The 21,814-nt window shown below is 73.6% G+C and carries 22 protein-coding genes; 13 read left to right on the top strand and 9 right to left on the bottom strand.

What is annotated here, in order from left to right:
- Together VGP36_02960 and VGP36_02955 are read left to right on the top strand one after the other, a co-directional pair.
- A partial coding sequence (locus tag VGP36_02960; protein HEV7653683.1) for a hypothetical protein occupies window positions 1-320 on the top strand: 320 nt, incomplete at its 5' end.
- Between the two features lie 115 nt (window positions 321-435).
- On the top strand, window positions 436-1,884 hold the full coding sequence (locus VGP36_02955; protein ID HEV7653682.1) for an AAA domain-containing protein: 1,449 nt from the start codon (window positions 436-438) through the stop codon (window positions 1,882-1,884).
- Here VGP36_02955 and VGP36_02950 read toward each other — a convergent pair.
- Window positions 1,881-2,156 carry a DUF6582 domain-containing protein gene (locus VGP36_02950; GenBank protein HEV7653681.1) on the bottom strand — a complete coding sequence of 92 codons (276 nt, stop codon included), beginning with the start codon at window positions 2,154-2,156 and terminating at the stop codon, window positions 1,881-1,883. The genes VGP36_02955 and VGP36_02950 overlap by 4 nt on opposite strands.
- A gap of 76 nt (window positions 2,157-2,232) precedes the next feature.
- On the opposite strand from VGP36_02950, the gene VGP36_02945 reads away from it, so the two are divergent.
- The 6 genes from VGP36_02945 to VGP36_02920 all read left to right on the top strand — a co-directional run bounded on the left by VGP36_02945 (window position 2,233) and on the right by VGP36_02920 (window position 9,825).
- Complete coding sequence (locus VGP36_02945) at window positions 2,233-5,496, top strand: PDZ domain-containing protein (GenBank protein ID HEV7653680.1); 3,264 nt, start codon at window positions 2,233-2,235, stop codon at window positions 5,494-5,496.
- Between the two features lie 178 nt (window positions 5,497-5,674).
- Window positions 5,675-6,376: a DsbA family oxidoreductase gene (locus VGP36_02940; GenBank protein HEV7653679.1), complete on the top strand. Its 702-nt coding sequence runs from the start codon at window positions 5,675-5,677 to the stop codon at window positions 6,374-6,376.
- Window positions 6,377-6,386: 10 nt separating this feature from the next.
- Window positions 6,387-6,818, top strand: a complete 432-nt coding sequence (locus VGP36_02935) for a nitroreductase family deazaflavin-dependent oxidoreductase (GenBank protein HEV7653678.1) — start codon at window positions 6,387-6,389, stop codon at window positions 6,816-6,818.
- Between the two features lie 88 nt (window positions 6,819-6,906).
- Complete coding sequence (locus VGP36_02930; GenBank protein HEV7653677.1) at window positions 6,907-7,194, top strand: hypothetical protein; 288 nt, start codon at window positions 6,907-6,909, stop codon at window positions 7,192-7,194.
- Window positions 7,195-7,377: 183 nt separating this feature from the next.
- The gene (locus VGP36_02925) at window positions 7,378-7,932 is read left to right on the top strand and encodes a LemA family protein (GenBank protein HEV7653676.1); all 555 of its coding nucleotides are present in this window, start codon (window positions 7,378-7,380) and stop codon (window positions 7,930-7,932) included.
- A gap of 12 nt (window positions 7,933-7,944) precedes the next feature.
- Window positions 7,945-9,825: a hypothetical protein gene (locus VGP36_02920; GenBank protein ID HEV7653675.1), complete on the top strand. Its 1,881-nt coding sequence runs from the start codon at window positions 7,945-7,947 to the stop codon at window positions 9,823-9,825.
- A 150-nt stretch (window positions 9,826-9,975) separates the two neighbouring features.
- On the opposite strand, the gene VGP36_02915 is transcribed toward VGP36_02920, so the two are convergent.
- Entirely contained in the window at window positions 9,976-11,379 is a 1,404-nt protein-coding gene (locus tag VGP36_02915) for an amino acid permease (protein HEV7653674.1), read from the bottom strand.
- Between the two features lie 168 nt (window positions 11,380-11,547).
- On the opposite strand from VGP36_02915, the gene VGP36_02910 reads away from it, so the two are divergent.
- On the top strand, window positions 11,548-12,522 hold the full coding sequence (locus tag VGP36_02910) for an SMP-30/gluconolactonase/LRE family protein (GenBank protein ID HEV7653673.1): 975 nt from the start codon (window positions 11,548-11,550) through the stop codon (window positions 12,520-12,522).
- A 47-nt stretch (window positions 12,523-12,569) separates the two neighbouring features.
- Here the strand turns inward: VGP36_02910 and VGP36_02905 are convergent, their stop codons facing one another.
- A complete protein-coding gene (locus VGP36_02905; GenBank protein HEV7653672.1) occupies window positions 12,570-12,890 on the bottom strand; it encodes a nucleotide pyrophosphohydrolase in 321 nt (106 codons plus the stop codon).
- A 32-nt stretch (window positions 12,891-12,922) separates the two neighbouring features.
- Between VGP36_02905 and VGP36_02900 the strand changes: the two genes are divergently transcribed.
- Window positions 12,923-13,357 carry a YdeI/OmpD-associated family protein gene (locus tag VGP36_02900; GenBank protein HEV7653671.1) on the top strand — a complete coding sequence of 145 codons (435 nt, stop codon included), beginning with the start codon at window positions 12,923-12,925 and terminating at the stop codon, window positions 13,355-13,357.
- 1 nt (window position 13,358) lies between these two features.
- Here VGP36_02900 and VGP36_02895 read toward each other — a convergent pair whose 3' ends face one another.
- Window positions 13,359-13,661 (bottom strand): dihydrofolate reductase family protein, encoded by a 303-nt coding sequence (locus VGP36_02895; protein ID HEV7653670.1) that lies wholly within the window; start codon window positions 13,659-13,661, stop codon window positions 13,359-13,361.
- A 148-nt stretch (window positions 13,662-13,809) separates the two neighbouring features.
- Here VGP36_02895 and VGP36_02890 point away from each other — a divergent pair, with 148 nt between their 5' ends.
- From VGP36_02890 to VGP36_02880, 3 genes are all read left to right on the top strand, one after another.
- On the top strand, window positions 13,810-15,261 hold the full coding sequence (locus tag VGP36_02890; protein ID HEV7653669.1) for a hypothetical protein: 1,452 nt from the start codon (window positions 13,810-13,812) through the stop codon (window positions 15,259-15,261).
- Entirely contained in the window at window positions 15,258-15,587 is a 330-nt protein-coding gene (locus VGP36_02885; protein ID HEV7653668.1) for a hypothetical protein, read from the top strand. Before VGP36_02890 ends, VGP36_02885 begins: the two co-directional genes overlap by 4 nt.
- Window positions 15,588-15,667: 80 nt before the next feature.
- Entirely contained in the window at window positions 15,668-16,504 is an 837-nt protein-coding gene (locus VGP36_02880; GenBank protein HEV7653667.1) for an IclR family transcriptional regulator, read from the top strand.
- Between the two features lie 160 nt (window positions 16,505-16,664).
- Here the strand turns inward: VGP36_02880 and VGP36_02875 are convergent, their stop codons facing one another.
- From VGP36_02875 to nrdR, 5 genes are all read right to left on the bottom strand, one after another.
- Complete coding sequence (locus VGP36_02875; protein ID HEV7653666.1) at window positions 16,665-17,030, bottom strand: VOC family protein; 366 nt, start codon at window positions 17,028-17,030, stop codon at window positions 16,665-16,667.
- A 20-nt stretch (window positions 17,031-17,050) separates the two neighbouring features.
- Window positions 17,051-17,464 (bottom strand): type II toxin-antitoxin system VapC family toxin, encoded by a 414-nt coding sequence (locus tag VGP36_02870; GenBank protein ID HEV7653665.1) that lies wholly within the window; start codon window positions 17,462-17,464, stop codon window positions 17,051-17,053.
- Window positions 17,461-17,694 (bottom strand): type II toxin-antitoxin system Phd/YefM family antitoxin, encoded by a 234-nt coding sequence (locus tag VGP36_02865; protein HEV7653664.1) that lies wholly within the window; start codon window positions 17,692-17,694, stop codon window positions 17,461-17,463. The genes VGP36_02870 and VGP36_02865 overlap by 4 nt, the downstream gene beginning before the upstream one ends.
- Window positions 17,695-17,835: 141 nt before the next feature.
- A complete protein-coding gene (locus tag VGP36_02860) occupies window positions 17,836-20,619 on the bottom strand; it encodes a vitamin B12-dependent ribonucleotide reductase (GenBank protein HEV7653663.1) in 2,784 nt (927 codons plus the stop codon).
- Between the two features lie 119 nt (window positions 20,620-20,738).
- Window positions 20,739-21,251: a transcriptional regulator NrdR gene (nrdR, locus tag VGP36_02855; GenBank protein HEV7653662.1), complete on the bottom strand. Its 513-nt coding sequence runs from the start codon at window positions 21,249-21,251 to the stop codon at window positions 20,739-20,741.
- Window positions 21,252-21,814: the final 563 nt, after the last annotated feature.

Here is a 21,814-nt window from a genome sequence, read left to right as displayed (position 1 = left end):
CCCCGCTCGCGGCCGGGCTGGCCCCGGCCGACCTGCCGGACGGCGTCGGCGGGGGCGGGCTGGACCTGCTGCTGCCCCGGATCGTGGTCGTCGTCGAGGGCGCGGCCCGCGCCGTGCTGGACGGCGGCGGGGGCTGGCCGGTCGAGGTCGTCGCCGCTCCCGGCGAGGGCGACGACACGCTGGTGGAGGTCGCCGCGAACCGCGGTGGCGACACCGCCGTGGTGATCACTGCCGACCGCGGCCTGCGGGAGCGGCTGGACGCGGTCGGTGCCGGCTGGACCGGCCCGTCGTGGCTGCTGCGGCGGCTGGACGGAGCATGATCTCCACCCGGACAGGGCATGTGGCTAGGGGTATTCGGTTGATTACGTTGGGCAGCAGTCCTACGGGCCGGAGGTGAGCGTGCGCGCGCCGGATCACGAACAGACCCTGCGAGCCATGCAGGAGGCGGTCGACCAGGAGCTCGCCGCGGCCGAGACCGGCGGCCGCCGGGCCGCGTTCGGCGTGGACGCGACCCGGGTCGCCCGTGGGCCGGCCGGCTGCCTCTACCGGGTGGACCCGCCGCCGGAGGCGACGCTGGTCGAGGACGCCCCGGCCCGGCTGTCGGCCGGAGACCGGGCCAGCGAGGGCCAGCTCGGCTCGGTCGCGGACGAGAGCTGCCTGGTCGAGGTCGCCGACGACCTCGGACCGCGGCTGCTCGACGGCCGGCTGGTGGTGGACAACCTCGGCCCGCTGCACGGGCTGCGGCAGCGGCTGACCGCGCTGGAGGGCCCGGTGCCGGCCACGTTCCGGTTCGACCAGGCCGAGCTGGTGCTGGGCGCGCCCGGCGGGCGGCTGAAGGACGCGATCGCGGCCGCCGCGGACGAGACCGGCGAGTGGAGCTTCGACGACCGGGCCGGGGACGTGCTGCGCAGCGCGCTGCGGCACCGCTGGGCCCAGGTCCAGACCCCGCCCGGGACGGACTCCGGCGCGCTGGTCGCCCGGCTGCTGGACCGGCTGCTGGCGCTGCAGGCCCGGGTCCTGTTCACCGCCCCGACCGGCCAGGCCGTGGACCGTACGGTCGGGGCGCTGTGCGAGCGGCTGACCCGCTCCGGCCGGCTCCGCTCCGGGCTGGTGCAGCGGGTCGGTCCGGTGGCCCCGGGCGCGGTCCGGGACCGGTACGGCCCGTTCGTGGACGCCGTGACCATCGCCGCCGACCTGCGGGCCGGCGTGGACGCCCGGCTGGCCGACCTGGACAAGGTCGAGAGCCGGCTGAAGTACGACGAGCTGGACCAGCAAGCCGCCGAGCTGGACCGGTACGCGGCAGATCTCGACTCCCGGCTGGAACGCGCGGTCGGCTCCCGGTCCGGCCGGCGCGACCGCGGCCTGGACCCGGACACGCTGGTGATCCGCCGGCACGAGCTGCGTACGCAGGGCCGCTCGGCCCGCAAGGACGCGGACCGGATCGCGCAGGAGCTGGCCGCGGGCGAGGGTCCGCTGCCGACCGTGGAGGACGTCGTGGGGGCGGGGGGCACGCCGGCCGAGCAGCGCCGCCGGCTGGCGGCGGCCCGCCGGGAGCTGATCGCCGCCCGGGACGAGGTCGCGCCGGCGCTGCGGGGCCGGGTCCGGCTGGTCGCCGCGACCACCCGCGGCGCCTACCTCCGCGGGCTTCCCCGGGCCGACTTCGACGTGGTCGTGATCGCCGGCGTGGCGCTGCCGCCGGAGGCGTACTACCTGGCCGGGCTGTCCGGCCGCAGCGTCATCGCGGTCGGTGACGCCGGGCTCGGGCGGTCGCCGGAGCCGTACACCCGGCGGCCGCCGCACCCCGAGGAGCTGCCCCGGCGCCGGCGCCCGGGCCTGGGCCGCACCGGGCGCGTGCACCGGGTCCGCCCGGACGACCGGCCTTAGGGCTTGCCGAGGTCCTTCCAGCTCTTCTCCGTGACGTCGACGTCGAAGTGCTTGGCGGCGGCCTTGATGTTGGCGAAGGCCTGCTCGCGGTCGGCGTCGCTGACGTCCTTCACCTGGTCGAAGCGAGCCAGCGCGTTGCGCACGTGGCCGGCGTCGGTCATCGGTTCCTTGCGCTGTTTCGGGAACGCGTACGCGGAGTCGGGCAGCGAGTTGCGGTCGTCGGCGTCGAGCGTGCCGTGTCCGCCGCTCGGGGCCTTCCAGGTCGTGGTCACGTCCGATCCCCTACCCACCCGGGCCCGGCCCTCACCTGAGGAGAAAAGTGTCAGCGTCGGTGGCTAGGTTGTGCCGGTGACTGCTGACCGCGCCTACCTCCGCTTCCCCAGCATCCGCGGCGACCGGCTCGCCTTCGTGGCCGAGAACGACGTCTGGCTCGCCGACGCCGGTGGCGGCCGCGCCTGGCGGCTGACCGCCGACGCGGTCCCGGTGGCCGGCACCAGGCTGTCCCCGGACGGCGGCACGGTCGTGTTCACCAGCACCCGTGATGGCGCCCCCGAGGTGCACGCGGTCTCCGCCGACGGCGGCGCGTCCACCCGGCTGACGTACTGGGGGGATCCGTTCACCCGGGTCGCCGGTTGGCTGCCGGACGGCCGGGTGGTGGCCAGCAGCGCGACCGGCGAGCCGTTCCGCAGTCGCACCTGGTCCTGGGCGCTGCCGCTGGACGGCTCGGCCGCGCCCGAGCGCCTGCCGTACGGGCCGGCGTACATGGTCTCGCCCGGGCCCGGTGGCGCGGTCGTGCTCGGCGCCGACCAGCGGCGGGCCGGCGCGACCTGGCAGCGGTACCGCGGCGGCACCGCCGGCAAGCTCTGGATCGACCGCGACGGCAGCGGCGAGTTCGCCCGGCTGCTCGGCGACAACCCGGCCCAGCTGGAGGACCCGGACTGGGTCGGCGACCGGGTCGTCCTCATCTCCGACCACGAGGGCTGGGGCAACGTCTACTCGGTCCGGCCCGACGGCAGCGACCTGCGCCGGCACAGCGACCACGGCGATGCGTACGCGCGGGTGCTGCGGACGGACGGGACCCGGCTGGTCTGGCAGAGCCACGGCGACCTCTGGCTGCTCGACGGCCTCGACGCCGAGCCCCGGCTGCTGGACGTGACGCTGGGCGGCCCCCGGACCGGCCGCCGGCCGCGCCCGCTGAGCTCCCACGACAAGCCCGGCGACGTGGCCGTGGACCGGACCGGGCGGGCCAGCGCGGTCGAGGTGCTCGGCAGCCTGCACTGGCTGACCACCCGGGACGGCCCGGCCCCGGCGCTGGCCGACACCCCGGGCGTGCGGGCCCGGCTGCCTCAGGTGCTCGGCCCGGCCGCCGCCGCGGAGAACGCGGTGCCGCAGGTCGCCTGGATCACCGACGCGGACGGCGACGACGCGATCGAGGTCGGCCCGGCCGACGGCAGCGCGCCGACCCGCCGCTTCGGCGCCGGCGAGCTGGGCCGGGTGCTGGAGCTGGTCGCCTCCCCCGACGGCGCCCACCTCGCCGCGGCCTCGCACGACGGCCGGGTGCTCGTCGCCGACGTCAGCGCGGGCGCGGTCCGCGAGGTCGTCAGCACCGGCCACAGCGAGGCCTCCGGGCTGGACTGGTCGCCCGACTCGGCCTGGCTGGCCTGGTCCCACCCCGGCCCGGAGGGCCTGCGCCAGATCCGGATCAGCCGGGTCGCGGACGGCGCTGACGGCACCGACGCCGGCACCCTCGAGGTCACCCCGCTGCGCTTCCTGGACACCGACCCGGTCTTCACCCTGGACGGCCTGCACCTGGCCTTCCTCTCGACCCGGACGCTCGACCCGGTCTACGACGACTGGATCTTCGACCTGTCCTTCCTCGGCGGCACCCGGCCGTACGTGGTGCCGCTGACGGCGACCACCCCCTCGCCGTTCCACCCCGAGTCCGGCGGCCGGCCGGGCGGCGACGGCGGGGACGAGGGCAGCGGGGACGACGCGCCGTCGCAGCCGGTGAACGTCGACCCGGAGGCGATCGACCAGCGGGTGGTGCCGGTGCCGGTCGCGACCGCCCGGGCCAGCGGCCTGGCCGCGGTCCGCGGCGGGCTGGTCTGGCTGGAGACCCCGCAGGCCGGCCTGCTCGGCGAGGACCGGGCCACCGCCGACGGCGAGCCGTCCCGGCCCAAGCTGGTCCGCTGGGACTTCGCCAAGCGCCGCTCGGCCACCCTGGTCGGCGAGCTGGACGGCTACCGGGTCACCGGCGACGGCAAGAAGCTGCTGGTCCGGGACGAGGACGCGCTGCGGCTGGTGCCGTCCGACCGCCGGGTCGAGCCCGACTCCGACGGCGACCGGGACGCGGTCGTCGAGATCGACCTGCACCGGCTGCGGGGCGAGATCGACCCGGCCGCGCAGTGGCGGCAGATGTATGAGGAAGCCGGCCGGCTGATGCGGGACCACTACTGGACCCCGGACATGGCCGACGTGGACTGGGACGGCGTGCTGGCGAAGTACCGGCCGCTGCTGGACCGCATCGCCACCCGCGACGACCTGTCCGAGGTGTTCTGGGAGGTCATCGGCGAGCTCGGCAGCTCCCACGCCTACGAGAGCCCGCCCGGGCTGCCGGTCGAGTCCGGCCGGGTGCTCGGCCACCTCGGCGCGGACCTGGAGCGCGACGGCGACGTCTGGCGGGTGGCCCGGGTGCTGCCGGCCGAGTCCTCGGTGCGCGGGGCGCGGGCGCCGCTGTCCGCGCCCGGCGTCGCGGTCCGCGCCGGGGACGAGATCCTGGCCGTGGACGGGCGGCCGGTCGACCCGCGGCTCGGCCCGGCGCCGCTGCTCGCCGGCGCGGCCGGGCAGCCGGTCGAGCTGACCATCCGGCCGGCTGGCGGCGGCGAGGTCCGGCGCGTGGTCGTGCTGCCGCTGGAGGACGAGCGGGTGCTGCGCTACCAGGCCTGGGTGTCCGGGCGGCGGGCCGCGGTGCACGAGGCCTCCGGTGGCCGGGTCGGCTACCTGCACATCCCGGACATGGTCGCCAACGGCTGGGCCCAGCTGCACCGCGACCTGATCCTGGAGGTCGCCCGCGAGGGCGTGGTCGTGGACGTCCGCGACAACGGCGGCGGCCACACCTCCGAGCTGGTGCTGGAGAAGCTGTCGCGCAAGGTCCGGGGCTGGGACAACAACCGGACCGCGCCGGCGACGTCGTACCCGTCGAACGCGCCGCGCGGGCCGATGGTCGCGGTCACCAACCAGCACGCGGGCTCCGACGGCGACATCGTCACCGCCGGCTTCCGGCTCTGGGACATCGGCCCGGTCGTCGGCATGCGGACCTGGGGCGGCGTGATCGGCATCGACGGGCGCTACACGCTGGTCGACGGCACCTCGGTCACCCAGCCGCGGTACGCGTTGTGGTTCGAGGGCGTCGGCTGGGGGATCGAGAACTACGGCGTCGACCCGGACGTGGTCGTCGACATCACCCCGCAGGACTGGGTGGCCGGGCGCGATCCCCAGCTCGACACCGCCGTACGGATGGTGCTCGAGGCGTTGGAGACGCGGCCGGCGGCGACCCCGCCCGACCGGTCCACCCGGCCGTCCCGCCGTCCCCCGGAGCTTCCCCCGCGCTGACCTGGGCGGGCCGCCGGCGGGCGGCACGCGGCCACCGGCGGAGGGCACGCGGCCGCGGGCGGGAGGGCACGCGGCCGCCGGCGGAGGGCACGCGTCCGCCGCCGGGAGGGCGTGCGGGGAAGAGCGGGAGCCGTCGGACGGTTGGCGCTGGAAAGGGACCCGGAGCGAGGAGCGAGTCGTGCAGGTCGAGATCTGGTCGGACGTGGTGTGCCCCTGGTGCGCCATCGGCAAGCGGAGGTTCGAGGCCGCGCTCGCGGACTTCGAGCACCGTGACGAGGTCGAGGTGCGCTACCGCAGCTTCGAGCTCGACCCGACGACGCCCCGGACGGTCGAGGGCAACGCGACCCAGCGGCTGGCCGACAAGTACGGCGTGCCGCTGGCCCAGGCCGAGGCCATGCAGCAGCGGGTGACGGACCAGGCCGCGACCGTCGGCCTGGACTTCCGGCTGGACAAGGCCCGCCCGGGCAACACCGTGGACGCGCACCGACTGCTGCACCTGGCGGCCGACCGCGGGCTGCAGGCCGAGCTCAAGGAGCGGCTGCTGCTGGCGTACTTCGCCGAGGGCGAGGCGGTCGGTGACGTCGACACCCTGGTCCGGCTGGCCGGCCAGGTCGGCCTGGACGAGGCCGAGGCGCGGACCGTGCTGGAGTCCGACAAGTACCTGGCCGACGTCCGCGACGACCAGGCGACCGCGCAGGCGCTCGGCATCTCCGGGGTTCCGTTCTTCGTGCTGGACCGCAAGTTCGGGGTGTCCGGGGCGCAGCCGGTCGAGGTGCTGCTGGGCGCGCTGCGCCAGGCCCACACCGCGGCGCACCCGCTGTCGATGGTATCCAGCGAGACCGGCGGCGACATCTGCGCCGACGGCACCTGCGCGGTCTGAGGAGGACACGATGGCGGAGGTCGTCGACAGCCCGAAGGGCTGGGTCAACGAGCACATCCAGCGGTACGTGGCCAGCGGCGGCAAGGACGGGCACGAGTGGAAGCCCGGCGTGCCGACCCTGCTGCTCACCACGACCGGCAACAAGTCCGGGCTGCAGCGGCGGACCGCGCTGATCTACGCCCAGGACTCCGGGTCGTACCTGGTGGTCGCCTCCGACGGCGGCGCGCCCGCGCACCCGGCCTGGTATCGCAACCTCGCGGCCGACCCGGCCGTGCACGTCCAGGTCGGCGACCGGGAGCTCGACGCGAGCGCGCGGACCGCGACCGGGGCCGAGCGGGACCGGCTCTGGCCGCTCGTCACCGCGGTCTGGCCCGCGTACGACGACTACCAGGCGAAGACCGACCGGGAGATCCCGGTCGTCGTGCTGACGCCGGCCGGTTGACGCGCTGATGGCCCCGCGTTGACCTGAGGATGGGTCGCGGACCCCGTGGGTGGGTAGGTCCGCGGCACCCGACTTCCAGGAGGACCGCATGACCGCCCCGCAGGATCCGTACTCCTCCCCCGGTGAGCCGGGCAGCGGCTACCCCGGCGGACCGCCGCCGCGGAAGCCGGGACCGCAGATCTTCTCGATCCTCGCGATCGTCTGCGGCGTGCTGGCCATCCTCATCCTGCCGATCATCTTCGGACCGGTCGGCGCGATCCTGGCCGTGGTGGGCCGCAGCCGCGGCGAGACGCTCTGGAAGGTCGGCCTCGGCGCCGCCATCGGCGGTCTCGTCCTCGGCATCCTCCTCGGCTCTCTGGTCACCGCCTCCAACTAGATCCCCCGCGCCTCCCGGAGGCCGGCCCGCACCCGCGGACCGGCCTCCGCCCTGTCCGGGTGTCACCCGGGGTGCCCGTGGTGCCCAGAAGTGCAGCAGTTGGGGCGGATGCCTGCGAACCACTGGTTGCACCCCCTATGGTCCGCATCGAGCCGCGGGCGCGGCTCGTCGGAGGGGGCTGGGGTGCTGATCGTCCTGGGCGTGGTTGTCGTCCTCGTCGTGCTGTTGCTGGCGTTCGTCGTCGCGTCGTACAACGGGCTGGTCCGGCGCCGGAACCAGGTCGACAACGCCTGGGGGCAGGTCGATGTCCAGCTCACCCGGCGGTACGAGCTGATCCCCAACCTGGTCGAGACCGTCAAGGGCTACGCCCGGCACGAGCAGGAGACCTTCGACCGGGTCACGCACGCCCGGGCGAGCGCGCTCGGCGCGCAGGGCCCGGCCGCCCGGGCCGACGCCGACAACCAGCTGTCCGGCGCGTTGAAGAGCCTGTTCGCGGTCAGCGAGGCGTACCCGGACCTCAAGGCGAGCGGCAACTTCCAGAGCCTGCAGCAGGAACTGGCCAACACCGAGGACCGCACCGCGTACGCCCGGCAGTACTACAACGACGCCGTGCTGTCGTACAACAACTCGGTGCACACCATCCCGACGGTGTTCATCGCCGGCCCGATGGGCTTCCGCAGCCGCGAGTTCTTCCGGGCCGAGGGCGGCGCGCAGGGCCCCGTCAGCGTCCGTTTCTGAGGCGGGCGCGCCATGATCGCCGGCGTCCCGGTGTGGGCGCTGCTGGTGCTCGCCGCCACGGCCGCGTTGTGGCTGCTGCTGCTGGCCGCGCTGACCACCGCGACCCGCCCCCGCACCGTCCACCCTGGACCGTCCACTTTGGACCTCGGCGGGGCCGAGCCGCCCGCGCTGGTCAACCTGCTCACCAACGGCTGGCGGATGACCACCGACGCGCTGTCGGCCACGCTGCTGGACCTCGCCGCCCGGGACATGATCGACCTGATCCAGACCGGCCCGGAGCCGGAGCGGACCATCTGCAAGATCCGCGAGCAGGCGCCGCCGCACCTGGCCGACTACGAGCGCCGGGTGTACGACCGGGTCGCCGGGCTCGCCTCCGGCGGCGTGGTCCCGGTGGCCGCGCTGGCCCGGGGCAACCCGGCCCAGGCCTCCCGCTGGTGGAAGGGCTTCCGCCGCGAGGTCATCCTCGACGCCCAGCGCCGCGGGCTGTCCCGCAACCGCTGGGGCGCCGGGATCAAGACGCTGACGTCGTTCGCCTCGCTGGCGCCGGCGGCCGCGGTGGCGCTGGTCGTCTACCACGCGGCCGACGACACGGACCCGGTGTGGGCCGCGGGCCTGTTCGCCTGGGCCGGCCTGACGACGTACGCGGCCTCCCGCAACCGGCAGCGCGACACCCCGGCCGGGCGGGAGGTCGCCGCCCGCTGGATGGGCGTGCGCGACCACCTCGGCCGCAACGAGGTCTTCGACACGCTGCCGCCGGCCGCGGTCGCGATCTGGGACCGCTACCTCGGCTACGGCGCCGCCGCCGGGGTGGCCGGGACCGCGAGCCGGGTGCTGTCCTTCGGCGCCCAGGACGAGCGGCTGGCCTGGTCCGCGTACGGCGGGACCTGGCACAAGGTCCGCATCCGCTACCCCGGCAACCGCGCCGCCGAGGGCCGGCACCCGGTCCTGTCCGCGCTCGTCGGCATTGTCGCCGTCCTCGTCGGCTGGTACGGCATGAAGCTGGTGCTGGGCATCCGGCACGGGCTGGAGCCCGGCCACAGCCTCGGCCTCGGCCAGGCCGCGAACGACGCGCTCGACACGCCGTGGACCCAGCCGGTGCTGCTGCTCCTGCTGCTGGCCTTCCTCGTGGTCGGCGTCTGGGGCGCGTGGGTGATCGTGCGGGCGGTGCTCGACCTCGGGGCCAGGCGCACGTTCGAGGCCGAGGTCCTGCGGGTCAGGACGCTGCAGGACGACGAGGGCAACGAGACCGAGCACCAGGTCGCGCTCGACGACGGGAAGTCGGAGCGGACCCGGGCCTGGTCGGTGCCGCCGAAGAGGATGCCGGCCCTGCGGGAGCGGGACGTGGTCTCGGTGACCGTCGGGCCCCGGCTGCACCACGTCTTCGCGCTCTCGGTCGTCAGCCGCGGGACCGTCGTCCAGGTCGACGACGGCCGGCCGGGGCTGGACAGTCAGGTGATCGAGGAGCGGCCCGGCTGGGACTCGGTGCTCGGCGCCGCGGCCGCCACCGGCGCGATCCCCGGACCCGATCCGGTCCGGCTGTTCAGCGCGGCCGAGATCAGCGACGCGCTGGGCCGGCCGATGAACCCGCCGACGGCGCCGGTCGGCGGGTCGATGTTCGGGATGGGCATGCGGATGGCGGAGTTCGCCGCCGTCGGCGGCCCGGCCCGGGTGCTCGTCCAGGTCGCGACCGGGCGGTTCGCCGGGGCGCTCGGGGCCGGGCGCGGTCAGCAGCTGCCCGGCGGGGCGATGCTGCGGGACGGGTCGGTCATCCTGCGGGCGCAGGACGCGGTGGTCGGGATCCACATCCGGCACGTCGACAGGTCGGCGGCCGAACCGGCGCTGCGGCGCATCGCCTCCCTGGCCGCCGACCGCCTCCGCCAACCCGCGGGCTGAGCCCGGGCCCAGCCCGGCGCCCGGACCCAGCCCGGCGCGCGACGCGACCGACGGCCTGGTCGCCTCGGCGACGGCATCGAACGGGACCGGCTCACCCTCTCCTGGGGCAGACCGTGACGATCGGACCCTCGGCGCGAACCCTGCGGCTGGTCAGACGTCCTCCGTGACGACCACCTCGCCGTGCTGGAGCTTGGAGTGGCGCTTGCCGTAGACGAAGTAGAGGACCAGGCCGATGAGCAGCCAGATCACGAACCGGGCCCAGGTCTCCACGGTCAGCTGCTTCATCAGGTAGACGCAGAGCAGCGCGCCGATGATCGGCACCACCGGCACCCACGGGACGCGGAAGCCGCGCTCCATCTCCGGCCGGGTCCGGCGCAGGATGATCACGCCGATGTTGACGATCACGAACGCGAACAGCGTCCCGATGTTGACCAGCTCGAAGATGATGTCCAGCGGGACGGTCGCGGCCAGGATCGCGATGAGGACGCCGAACACGGCCGTGGCCAGCGCCGGGGTCTGCCGACGGGAGATCTTGGAGAACATCGGCGGCACCAGGCCGTCGCGGGACATCGCGTACATGATCCGGGTCTGGCCGTACAGGATCGTCAGCACGACGCTGGTGATCGCGACCAGCGCGCCGACCGCGATGAGCCCGGAGCCCCAGGAGGTGCCGACGCCATCGGACAGCACGGTGGCCAGCGGGGCCTCCTTGCCCTCCAGCTGCTCCCACGGGTACGCGCCGGTGGCCGCGATCGCGACCAGGCAGTAGAGCAGGGTGGCGACGGCGAGCGAGCCGATGATCGCCAGCGGCAGGTTGCGGGCCGGCTTCACGACCTCCTCACCGGAGGTCGAGACGGCATCGAACCCGATGTAGGCGAAGAAGATCGCCGCGGCCGCGGTGGTGACGCCGTGGAAGCCGTTCGGGGAGAACGGCGTGAGGTTGCCGGACTTGAACGCGGTGAACGCCAGCCCCAGGAACAGCAGCAGGACCACGAGCTTGATGATCACCATGATCGTGTTGGCCCGGGCGCTCTCCCGGACGCCGACGATGAGCAGCGCGGTGACCGCGAGGACGAGGAACGCGGCCGGCAGGTTGACCGTGCCGCCGTCACCCGGTGGCTCGCTCAGCGCGTCCGGCAGCGTGACCCCGAACAGCGAGTCGAGCAGGCTGTTGAGGTACTGGCCCCAGCCGACCGCGACCGCGGCGACCGACACGCCGTACTCGAGGATCAGGTCCCAGCCGATGATCCAGGCCAGCAGCTCGCCCAGCGTCGCGTACGCGTAGGTGTACGCGCTGCCCGAGACCGGGATCGAGGACGCCAGTTCCGAATACGACAGCGCCGAGAACGCGCAGGTCACCGCCGCGAGGATGAACGAGAGCACGATCGCGGGCCCGGAGTCGCCGATCGCCTCGCCGAGGATCACGAAGATCCCGGTGCCGATGATGGCGCCCAGGCCGAGCGCGGTGAGGTCGAGCAGCCCGATCGACCGTTTCAGGCCGCCGCCCTGCTCCACCTCCGAGAGATGGGCGTCCACCGGCTTGACGGCGAACATCCCGTGACTCCAACCGTCATGACTGAGTGCCACGAGCACCTCCGGTGTCCAACAGCTCCGCTTGCGGACTGGCTACCCGGCGAAGGTGAACACCAACCAGACGAAACACGCTCGTCAAATCGTCCCCGCCCCTCGGTACGGAGCCGGGCGTCAGGGCAGGATGCAGACATGGCGCGTCCCGCGATCTCCCCCGTCGTCTGGCAGCCCCCGCAGTCCCCGGCCCGGGCCCGGGAACCCCGCAGCGCCCGGGCGCTCCCACCGCTGACCGTGCTCGACGTGCTCGGGCGCGGGCCGGAGGACGTCCTGTTCGACGCCGAGGGCCGGGTGCTCTGCGGGGTCTCGGACGGGCGGATCCTGCGGCTGACCCCGGACGGGCGCACCGTCGAGGTGCTCGCCAACACCGGCGGCCGGCCGCTCGGGCTGGAGTGGCTGCCCGACGGCGCCCTGCTGGTCTGCGACGCCCGGCTCGGGCTGTTGCGGGTGACGCTGTCCACCGGCGCGGTCGAGACGCTGGCCGACGGGTTCTCCTTCTGCAACAACGCGGCGGTCGCGCCGGACGGCACGATCTACTTCTCCGACTCCACCGGCCGGCTCGGCATCGACCACTGGAAGGGCGAGCTGCTGCAGCACTCCGGGTCCGGGCGGCTGCTGCGCCGCGGCCTCGGCAGCGAGATCACCACCCTGCTCGACGGGCTGGAGTTCGCCAACGGGGTCGCGCTGGCGCCGGACGGGACGTTCGTCGTGGTCGCGGAGACCGGGGCGTACCGGTTGATGCGGTGGTCGGTCGACGACGGCACGTCCTCGGTGCTGGTGGACAACCTGCCCGGCTTCCCGGACAACGTCTCCACCGGCTCGGACGGCCTGTTCTGGGTCGCGATCGGCAGTCCCCGGGACGCCTCGCTGGACCGGCTGCTGCCGTTGCGGCCGGCGCTGCGCAAGGCGGTCTGGGCGCTGCCGGACCGGTTCCAGCCGCGGCCGAAGCACACGGTCTGGGTGCAGGCGTACGCGCCGGACGGGCGGCTGGTGCACGACCTGCAGGCGCCGGGCGGTGAGTTCGGCTTCGTCACCGGCGTACGGGAGAAGGACGGGAGGGTCGCGCTCGGCTCGCTGACCGGCGGACACCTGGCCCAGTTCAGCCTGTAGCCGGCTTCAGCCTCGGCGCGACCCGGCCGGGCGTGACCCGGCCGGGCTCAGCCCGGAGCCGGGTAGCGGGTGTTGGCCTCGGCGAGCTTGGCCCGGGCCGCCGACGGCAGGTCGATGTCCAGTACGTCGGCCAGCAGGACCAGGTAGAGCAGGACGTCGGAGATCTCCTCGCCCAGCCGCCGCTTGAGCGTCTCCTCCCGGGCCAGCTCCCGCACGTCCTCGGCCGGCAACCACTGCAGCAGCTCGGACAGCTCTCCGACCTCGCCGACCATCGCCAGCAGCACCGACTTCGGATCGTGGAACGAGCCCCACCCCCGCTCGTCCACGAACGCCCGCATCCCCGCCCGCAACTCCCCCAGCTCGCTCACGGCGGGCAACCGTACGCGGGTAGGTTGCGGGGGTGCGATTCCGGGCGACGCTGGAGTTGGGTGGGAAGACCGCGACCGGCATCGAGGTGCCGGCCTCGGTCGTGGAGGCGCTGGGCGCGGGACGGCGGGTGCCCGTGAGCGTCACGCTGCAGGAGCACACGTACCGGACCACGATCGCGCCGATGGGCGGGCGGTTCCTGGTGCCGGTCAGCGCCGAGGTCCGCAGGGCCGCCGGGGTCGCGGCCGGGGACGAGCTCGACGTCGGCATCGAGGTCGACACCGCGCCGCGGACGGTCGAGGTGCCGGCCGACCTGGCCGCCGCGCTGGCCGCGGAGCCGAGCGCGCAGGCGGCGTGGGCGAAGCTCGCCTTCACCCACCAGAAAGAATGGGTACGCAGCGTCGAGGACGCGAAGAAGCCGGAGACCCGGCAGCGCCGGATCGCCGCCGCCCTCGACAGACTTCGCTGACTCAGTGGTCGATTCGGTAGACGAGGTGGGTCGCGTTCGGGGTGTGGGTCGCTGAGACCGGGCGCAGCTCGATCGGGGTGGTCCCACGGAACAGCCGGGTTCCTGCCCCGAGCAGGATCGGCGCCACGTGCAGCCGGACCTCGTCGACCAGTCCGGCCGCGATCGCCTCCCGGGCGACCTCCGCGCCGCCCATGATCACGTGCAGCGGTTCGCCACCGAGACCGAGCCCGTGCTCCGCGTCCGGGTCGCCTCCGGTGCTGAACCCGTCCACCGACATCGAGAGACCGACCAGCACGTCCGTCACCGAGCCTCCTCCGCCACCGCGCCGCCTTCGCGTGAATCTGGAGACCTCAGCGGTCAACGTTGTCCACAGGCGTCGACAAACCGGACGATGTGTGCCTCACCGTGCTTACTCTTCCGCCGCATCCTTGATCCGGTACGAGGAGGACGTGATGAGTGTGCGGACGTTCCCGGCCCTCGGCTTCGACCCGGCGCCGGGATCACCGGCGGCGGTGCTGGCGCAGTCCCGGGAGGCGGACCGGGCGGCCCGGGCGCTGGCCGGAGCGGCGACCGCGGCGGCCCGGCTCGGGGCCGACTGGCAGGGCTCGGCGGCGTCCGCCTACTCGGCGGAGACCCGGGCCTTGCCGCGCGACCTGCAGCAAGCCGCCGCGGCACACGGGACCCTGTCCCGCGAGCTCGCGGCGTACGCGGACGATCTCGCCGCCCGCCAGCTCCGCGCGACCGATCTGGAGTCGCGGGCGGCCGCGGCCCGGGCCCGCATCGCCCTGTACGGCGCCGCCGGCGTTCCCGGCACCACCGACCACGGCGCGGGCGGCAGTGTCTACGGCGGACCCGCGCGCAGGCACGACGGCGGCGGCTCGTCCGCCCTTCACGCCCGTGCGGCCGGCGAGTACGGCGCGCCGGCGACCGGACGCGGCGCCGACGGGCCGGTTGGCCGGCGCGGAGAGGCCGGGCCGGTTGACGGGCGCGGCGCCGGCGGCACCGCTTCGAGCGTCGCGCTCGCCGAGCGGGCCGAGCTGGAGGCGGTGCTGTCCGAGGCGCGGCGCCTCCTGGCCGAACACCGCGACTCCGCTGCTCGCTCGGCGGCCCGGATCCGGGCAGCTGCCGCCGACCCGCCGTACCGGAAGCCCGGTGTGCTGGCCCGCGTCCGCGAGGGCGTCCGGACCTGGGTGACCCGGCACGCGGACGTGCTCACCCAGATCTCGCACGACCTGCGCGGGATCTCGGCCGCGCTCGGGACGATGAGCCTGGTGCCGGGTTTCCAGTTCCTCGCGCCGATCGCGATCGCCGCGGGCGCGACCGCGGTGGCGATCGACGTCGTCGTCGCGGCGTCGACCGGTCGCGGCTCCTGGCCCGGGCTGGCGACCGACGCGATCCTGACCGTGCTGCCGACCGGCCCGGCCACCCGCGTGCTGCGGACCGTGCCCGGCGTGACCCGCGGCCTCAAGGCGGTGAACCGGGCGATCCCGGCGGGCGTGCGCGGCCAGGTCTTCCGGACCGTACGGAACCTGCCCGAGGGGATCTCCGCGGACCAGCTCGCCGCGGCCGCCCGCCGGATCCGTACGGACGCGCCCGGGCTCACCGGCGACGTGGTCGTGCAGGGCAGCCGGGCCGGCCACTCGGCCGGCGCCGGCTCGGACATCGACTTCGGCCTGCGAGTTCCGCCCGAGCACTACGAGCGGCTGCTGCGGGACGCGTTCGGCGAGTCGAGCACCCGGGAGGCGGCCGCGAACGCCGCCACCCGTGGGCGGATCTTCTGGCGCCACGCCGGCCTGAAGAACCTGCACGACGCGCTGCAGGACGACCTCGGCCGCAAGGTCGACCTCGCGATCATCAAACAGGGCGGCCTGTTCGACAACGAGCCCTGGCTGCGCGTCCCATGACCGGGCCGCGGGACCGCTGGTGTGTCCTCTACGTCGACACCGACGACCACGCGGCCGTCGTCGAGGCCACGGCGCGGCTGCTCGGCCCGGGCTCGTCGCTTGACGTCTTCCGGGCGCCGGGGTTCACCGTCCAGGTCGACCGGAACCCCGACCGGACCCGCGGACCGCACTTCCTCGACTGGCCGACGACGGTCGGCATCGACGCGAGCCCGGATGCCGATCTCACAGCCTTCGTCGCCACCCTGACGAGCCACTATCGCGCCGCCGGCTGCCGGGTGGCGGCCGAGTCGCCCTGGTCCGGCGAGCGTCCCGCGCCCGACCCCTGATCTCGTCTCGCCTCGGCGAGCCGCCGTCACTCAACGTGTCCAGAATCGGACAACCGATTACGACGGGGTATTGTCCGCCGATGGAAGAGGAGCCCCCGCGCCGGTCCGGCGTGCCGCCGATCCTCGTCCTGCACAAGATCCGGCAGGTCCTCGAGTGCTTCACCGTCGAGCAGCCGGAGCTGAGCCTGCAGCAGATCACCCGGGCCACCGGCCTGCCCGCGAGCACCTGCCAGCGCCTGGTGATCAATCTGGTTCGCGAGGGGTTCCTGGACCGCGACGACGACCGCTACCGGATCGGGATCGGGCTGGTGCGCTGGGCCGCGCCGGGCAGCGTCGGGCTGGACATCGTCCGGGTGACCCGGCCGGTGCTGCGGGCGTTGCGGGACACCACCGGCGAGTCCGCCTGCCTGTATGTGCGCGACGGCGCCCACCGGACCGTCGTGGGGCTGGCCGAGACGCGCAACATCGTGATGCGGCTGTTCATGATCGGCATGGTGATGCCGGTGCACGCCGGGTCGGCCGGGAAAGTGTTCATGGCGTTCGACCCGACCGCCCGGCAGGCGGCGATCGGGCACGGCCTGATCCGCTACACGCCGCGGACCGTCGTCGACCTCGACGTGCTGGACGAACAGCTGGACGAGATCCGCCGGACCGGGCACGCGGCCTCGTTCGAGGAGCGCGAGGTCGGCGCCGCCTCGATATCGGCGCCGGTGTTCGGCCTGACCGGCGAGCTCGAGGCCGTACTCGGCATCGGCGCACCGACGCAGCGGCTGACCCCCGCCAACGCCGCCGCGTTCACCAGGCCCGTGGTCGACGCCGCCCTGGAAGCGTCCCGGCTCCTCGGCCGCCGCACCCCCGCCGACGACGCGACGGCCGACCCGTCCCCACGCCCCGTCCGCGCCGCCAGCCGCCACTAGCCGGACTCCCGGAGGGCGACACACCTCCCTCGGGGTCGGCACGCGTCCGGCCAACGCGCGCCGACGGCGCGGCCGATGCGGCTGCGGCAATCATGAGTCCGGGACGGGCGACCTGCATACCGCTCGCCCCGGGGCGGTCAGGCACGCGCATGGCCTGAGGTCAGAGTTCCTGGAAGAGGGTGAGCTGGAGGCCGGCGGGGGCGTCGAGGCGAGAGTTCAGGGAGCGCCAGGGGGTCTCGGTGGGCGGGGCGATCTCGTGCGCGCCGCCGGCGACCAGTTCGGCGGTGAGCGCGCGGGCGTCATCGACCTCGAAGGCGACCCGCAGCCGCGGCGCCACCGGCCGGCCCACCTCGACCTCGTCGATGTACGCCCGCTGGGCCGGATTCGCCAGCTCCAGCGTGGCCCGGCCCGCGTCGAGGATCGTGACGTGCGCGCCGCCCGGGCCCGAGATCGCCTCCTGCTCCGGCAACCCGAGCACGTCCCGGTAGAACACCACCGCGGCCTCGTAGTCCTCCGCCGCCACCACCAACCGCAACTGCCGAACCGTCATGACCCCTCGAATGGATTGACCAGCCGGACCCCGGTCCGTACGACGTCCGCGGTGTTGCGGGTGACCAGCGTCCAGCCGTGGACGAGCGCGGTCGCCGCCAGCAGTCCGTCGACGGCGGGGAGCCGGTCCGGCACGTTGAGCCGGCCCCACAGATCAACCACCTCGGCAGTGACGGGCACGACGCGATCACCGAAGAGATCGGCCAGCTCCAGCAGCCACTTCTCGTAGGTCGCCGCTTGATCGGCATCCCGGCGGGCGAGTTGCTCGATGCCCTGCCGGATCTCCCCCAGCACCAGCACGCTCAGCCAGAGGTCCGCCGAGCCGACCGAGTCGAACCAGCCCAGGACAACCTTGTTCGGCCGGGGCCGCCGCAGCTCCGACACCACGTTCGTGTCGAGGAGATAGCTCAATCCAGGCTCACCGGACGGGCCAGATCCTGGGACCGATCGATGTCCGGCGGGTCGACGAGCGGCTCCGACCGGAGGAACGCCTTGAGGTCCGGCGCCCCAGCCTTCAGCCGCCGGTACTCCCGGATGTCGAGCACGACCGCAACCTCGTCACCATGCCGCGTCACGAACTGCGGCCCGTCCGTCTCTGCCGACCGCACCACCTCACTGAACCGCTGCTTCGCCTCCTGCAACTGCCACCGTCCACCCACCGCCCACCTCCATCTAGACAGTCTAGACAGAGCTGCCATCCGGACCGAGCGACAGCCGACGCCGGCAGCTGTGTCGGCCGGGTCCGCCGAGGGGAGCTCGGGGCTCCCCCCGGCGCGGCGAGGTCAGCTGCAGCCGGAGGTGCTGCCGCAGCCTTCGCAGACGTAGCAGGAGCCGGCGGGACGCATCTTGGTGCCGCAGGTGAAGCAGAGGGGGGCGTCGGCGACGGTGCCCTGCTGGAGTTCCAGCAGTTCGGTGGACGAGTGGGCCTCAGCGGCCGGCTTGTGCTCGACCGGGGCCGAGGTCCGCATCTCCTCGACGGAGGTGTCGTCCGAGGACGCACCGTACGAATCCGCGACCGTCGCGGCGCGCTCGGCGGCGGTGAAGATGCCGAGCTCGGCCCGCTGCTCGTACGGCAGGTAGTCCAGCGCCAGCCGCCGGAACAGGTAGTCCATCACCGAGGACGCGATCCGGATGTCCGGGTCGTCGGTCATGCCGGCCGGCTCGAAGCGCATGTTCACGAACTTCGAGACGTACGTCTCCAGCGGCACGCCGTACTGCAGGGCGATGGAGATGGCGATGGAGAACGCGTCCATCACGCCGGCCAGGGTCGAGCCCTGCTTGGACATCTTGACGAACAGCTCGCCGACGCCGTCGTCCGGGTACGACGAGGAGGTCGCGTAGCCCTCCGCGCCGGCCACGGAGAAGGAGACCGTCTGGGACGGGCGCTTCTTCGGCAGCCGCTTGCGGGTCGGCCGGTACTCGATCACCGGGGCCGCGGCCGACACCGAGGCGGTGGACGACGCGGTCGAGGCGGTCGACAGCGGCTGCCCGACCTTGCAGTTGTCCCGGTAGATCGCCAGCGCCTTGAGGCCGAGCTCCCAGCCGGACCGGTAGATCTCCTCGATCTCCTCGACCGTCGCGGTCTCCGGCATGTTCACGGTCTTCGAGATCGCGCCGGACATGAACGGCTGCACCGCCGCCATCATCCGCACGTGCCCCATCGGCGCGATCGCCCGTGCGCCCATCGCGCAGTCGAAGACCCCGTAGTGCTGCTCCTTGAGACCGGGCGCACCGACGACGTGCCCGTGCTCGGCGATGAACTCGACGATCGCCTCGACCTGCTCCTCCTGGTAGCCCAGGGAACGCAGCGCCCGCGGCACGGTCTGGTTGACGATCTGCATCGACCCGCCGCCGACCAGCTTCTTGAACTTGACCAGCGAGAAGTCCGGCTCGATGCCGGTCGTGTCGCAGTCCATCATGAAGCCGATCGTGCCGGTCGGGGCGAGCAGCGAGGCCTGCGCGTTGCGCCAGCCCTGCGCGTCGCCGACCGCGAGCCCGCGCTGCCACTCGGCCGCGGCCAGCCGCAGCAGGGCCGCGTCGTCGGCACCGACCGGGCGGACGGTGTCGCTGGCGGCGGCGTGCTTGCGCATGACCCGCTGGTGCGCGTCGGCGTTGCGGGCGTACCCCTCGTACGGGCCGACGACGCCGGCCAGCTCGGCCGACCGCCGGTACGCGGTGCCGGTCATCAGCGAGGAGATCGCCGCGGCCAGCGCCCGCCCGCCCTCGGAGTCGTACGCGTGCCCGGTCGCCATCAGCAGCGCGCCCAGGTTGGCGTAGCCGATGCCGAGCTGCCGGTAGGCCCGGGTGGTCTCGGCGATCGCCTCGGTCGGGAAGTCGGCGAAGGAGATCGAGATGTCCATCGCGGTGATGACGAACTCGACGGCCTTGGCGAACGTCGAACCGTCGAACGTGCCGTCCTCGCGCAGGAACTTCATGAGGTTCAGCGAGGCCAGGTTGCAGGAGGAGTTGTCCAGGCTCATGTACTCCGAGCACGGGTTGCTGGCGGTGATCCGGCCCGTCTCCGGGTTGGTGTGCCAGTCGTTGATCGTGTCGTCGTACTGGATGCCGGGGTCGGCGCACTCCCAGGCCGCCTGGGCCATGCTGCGGAACAGCTTTCGCGCGTCGACGGTCTCGAGCACCGAGTTGTCCATCCGGGCCCGCAGCCCGAACTCGCCGCCGTCGGCGACCGCGCGCATGAACTCGTCGGTGACCCGGACCGAGTTGTTGGCGTTCTGGTACTGGACCGAGGTGATGTCCTTGCCCCCGAGGTCCATGTCGAAGCCGGCGTCGCGCAGGACGCGGATCTTCTCCTCCTCGTTGCGCTTGGTCTCGATGAACTCCTCGATGTCGGGGTGGTCGACGTCGAGGACGACCATCTTGGCCGCCCGCCGGGTGGCGCCGCCGGACTTGATCGTCCCGGCGCTGGCGTCCGCGCCGCGCATGAAGCTGACCGGCCCGGAGGCGGTGCCGCCGCTGGAGAGCAGCTCCTTCGACGACCGGATCCGGGACAGGTTGAGACCGGCGCCGGAGCCGCCCTTGAAGATCAGCCCCTCCTCCCGGTACCAGTTCAGGATCGAGTCCATCGTGTCGTCGACGGCGAGGATGAAGCAGGCGCTGACCTGCTGCGGGGCGGGCGTGCCGACGTTGAACCAGACCGGCGAGTTGAACGCGAAGACCTGGTGGACCAGCATCCAGGCCAGCTCGTGCTCGAAGACCTCGGCGTCCTCGGCGGTGGCGAAGTAGCCGTACTTCTCCCCGGCCTTGCGGTAGGTCGTGACGACCCGCTCGACCAGCTGCTTGAGGCTGGACTCGCGGGTGTCGCTGCCGGGCGCGCCGCGGAAGTACTTCGAGGTGACGATGTTGGTCGCGTTGATCGACCAGAAGTCCGGGAACTCGACCCCGCGCTGCTCGAAGTTGACCGAGCCGTCCCGCCAGTTGGTCATCACCACGTCACGCCGCTGCCACGTGACCTCGTCGTACGGATGCACGCCGGGGGTGGTGTAGACCCGCTCGACGTGCAGCCCACCCTGGCGCGCCCCGCGCTGGGTGTCGACGGTCTCCGTCATGATCTGGTCCCCTTCGTGGCTGTCGATGTCCCGCGGTGCCCCCGTGGCGGTCGCGGTGGTTGTCGTCGTGCCGTGCGTGGTGCTGTGCGTCATGGCGGCCTGGCGGTCGCGGCGGCGGCTCACGGAGCCGGCTCCAGCTCGCGGACCGCTTGTGTGGTCAGCTCCGGCGCTGGCGCCGGGACCGGCCGGTCGGGATCGCGCAGGGCGCGGATCTCGGCCTCGAAGTCCTCGATGCTGGTGAACGCCCGGTACACGCTGGCGAAGCGGAGGTAGGCGACCTCGTCCAGCTGCCGCAGCGGCCCGAGGATGGCCAGGCCGACCTCGTGGCTGGGGATCTCGGCGCAGCCGGTGGCCCGGACCGCCTCCTCGACCTGTTGGGCCAGCAGCGCGAGCTGGTCGTCGCCGACCGGCCGGCCCTGGCAGGCCCGCCGTACGCCGGTGATGACCTTGTCCCGGCCGAACGGCTCGGTGACCCCGCTGCGCTTGATCACCGCGAGGGTGGCCTCCTCGACCGTCGTGAACCGCCGGCTGCACGCCTGGCAGGACCGGCGACGCCGGATGACCTGGCCCTCGTCGACCTCGCGCGAGTCGACGACCCGCGAGTCGGCGTGGCGGCAATACGGACAGCGCACCGGTCCCTCTCCCCTGCTGCTGTGGATGACTCTGGGGATTCCCCTGTGGGTAACAACCCCAACCTGTGGAAAATTACATCCCTGTAAGTACTAGATGTAGTGGGAGAAGGTAGGCCGACACCCAGGGCGGCGCAAGCACCGACCGGCGTGTCCCGAGGGTCAGCCGGGCGTGTGCGCGGGGCCTCGCCAGTCCCGTGACACAGCGCTGCCCCCGATGCGTTATCGGTGTCGAGTCCGATACGTACCGACCGGACGCCGAGGCTCCGAGGAGGTGCGCAACAGACCCTCTGGCCCGGGGCCTGGGCGGCGGTCGGCCGGTCGGCCCGCAGCAGCGTGTCCGAGCACGACCAGCTGCTCGGCCTCCGGCAGGCCGGTCCGCTCGGGCCGGGGGTCGTCGCCCGGCCGGCCCATCAGCTCGGCCGCGGTCCGGACGGCCGTCGCGGCCTGCTCGGGCCGGCCCAGCCGGTCGTTGGCCTTCGCGATGTTGTTCGGCAACATCGCCTCGCCGCAGCGGTCGCCCCGCTGCCGCTTGAGGCCGGCCGCGATCTCGTAGTCGGCGATCG

It is taken from the genome of Mycobacteriales bacterium, assembly GCA_035995165.1.
Classification (GTDB): domain Bacteria; phylum Actinomycetota; class Actinomycetes; order Mycobacteriales; family CADCTP01; genus CADCTP01.
The sequence above is the reverse complement of the archived record's forward strand: the minus strand, read 5'-3'. Positions and strand labels throughout refer to the sequence as shown.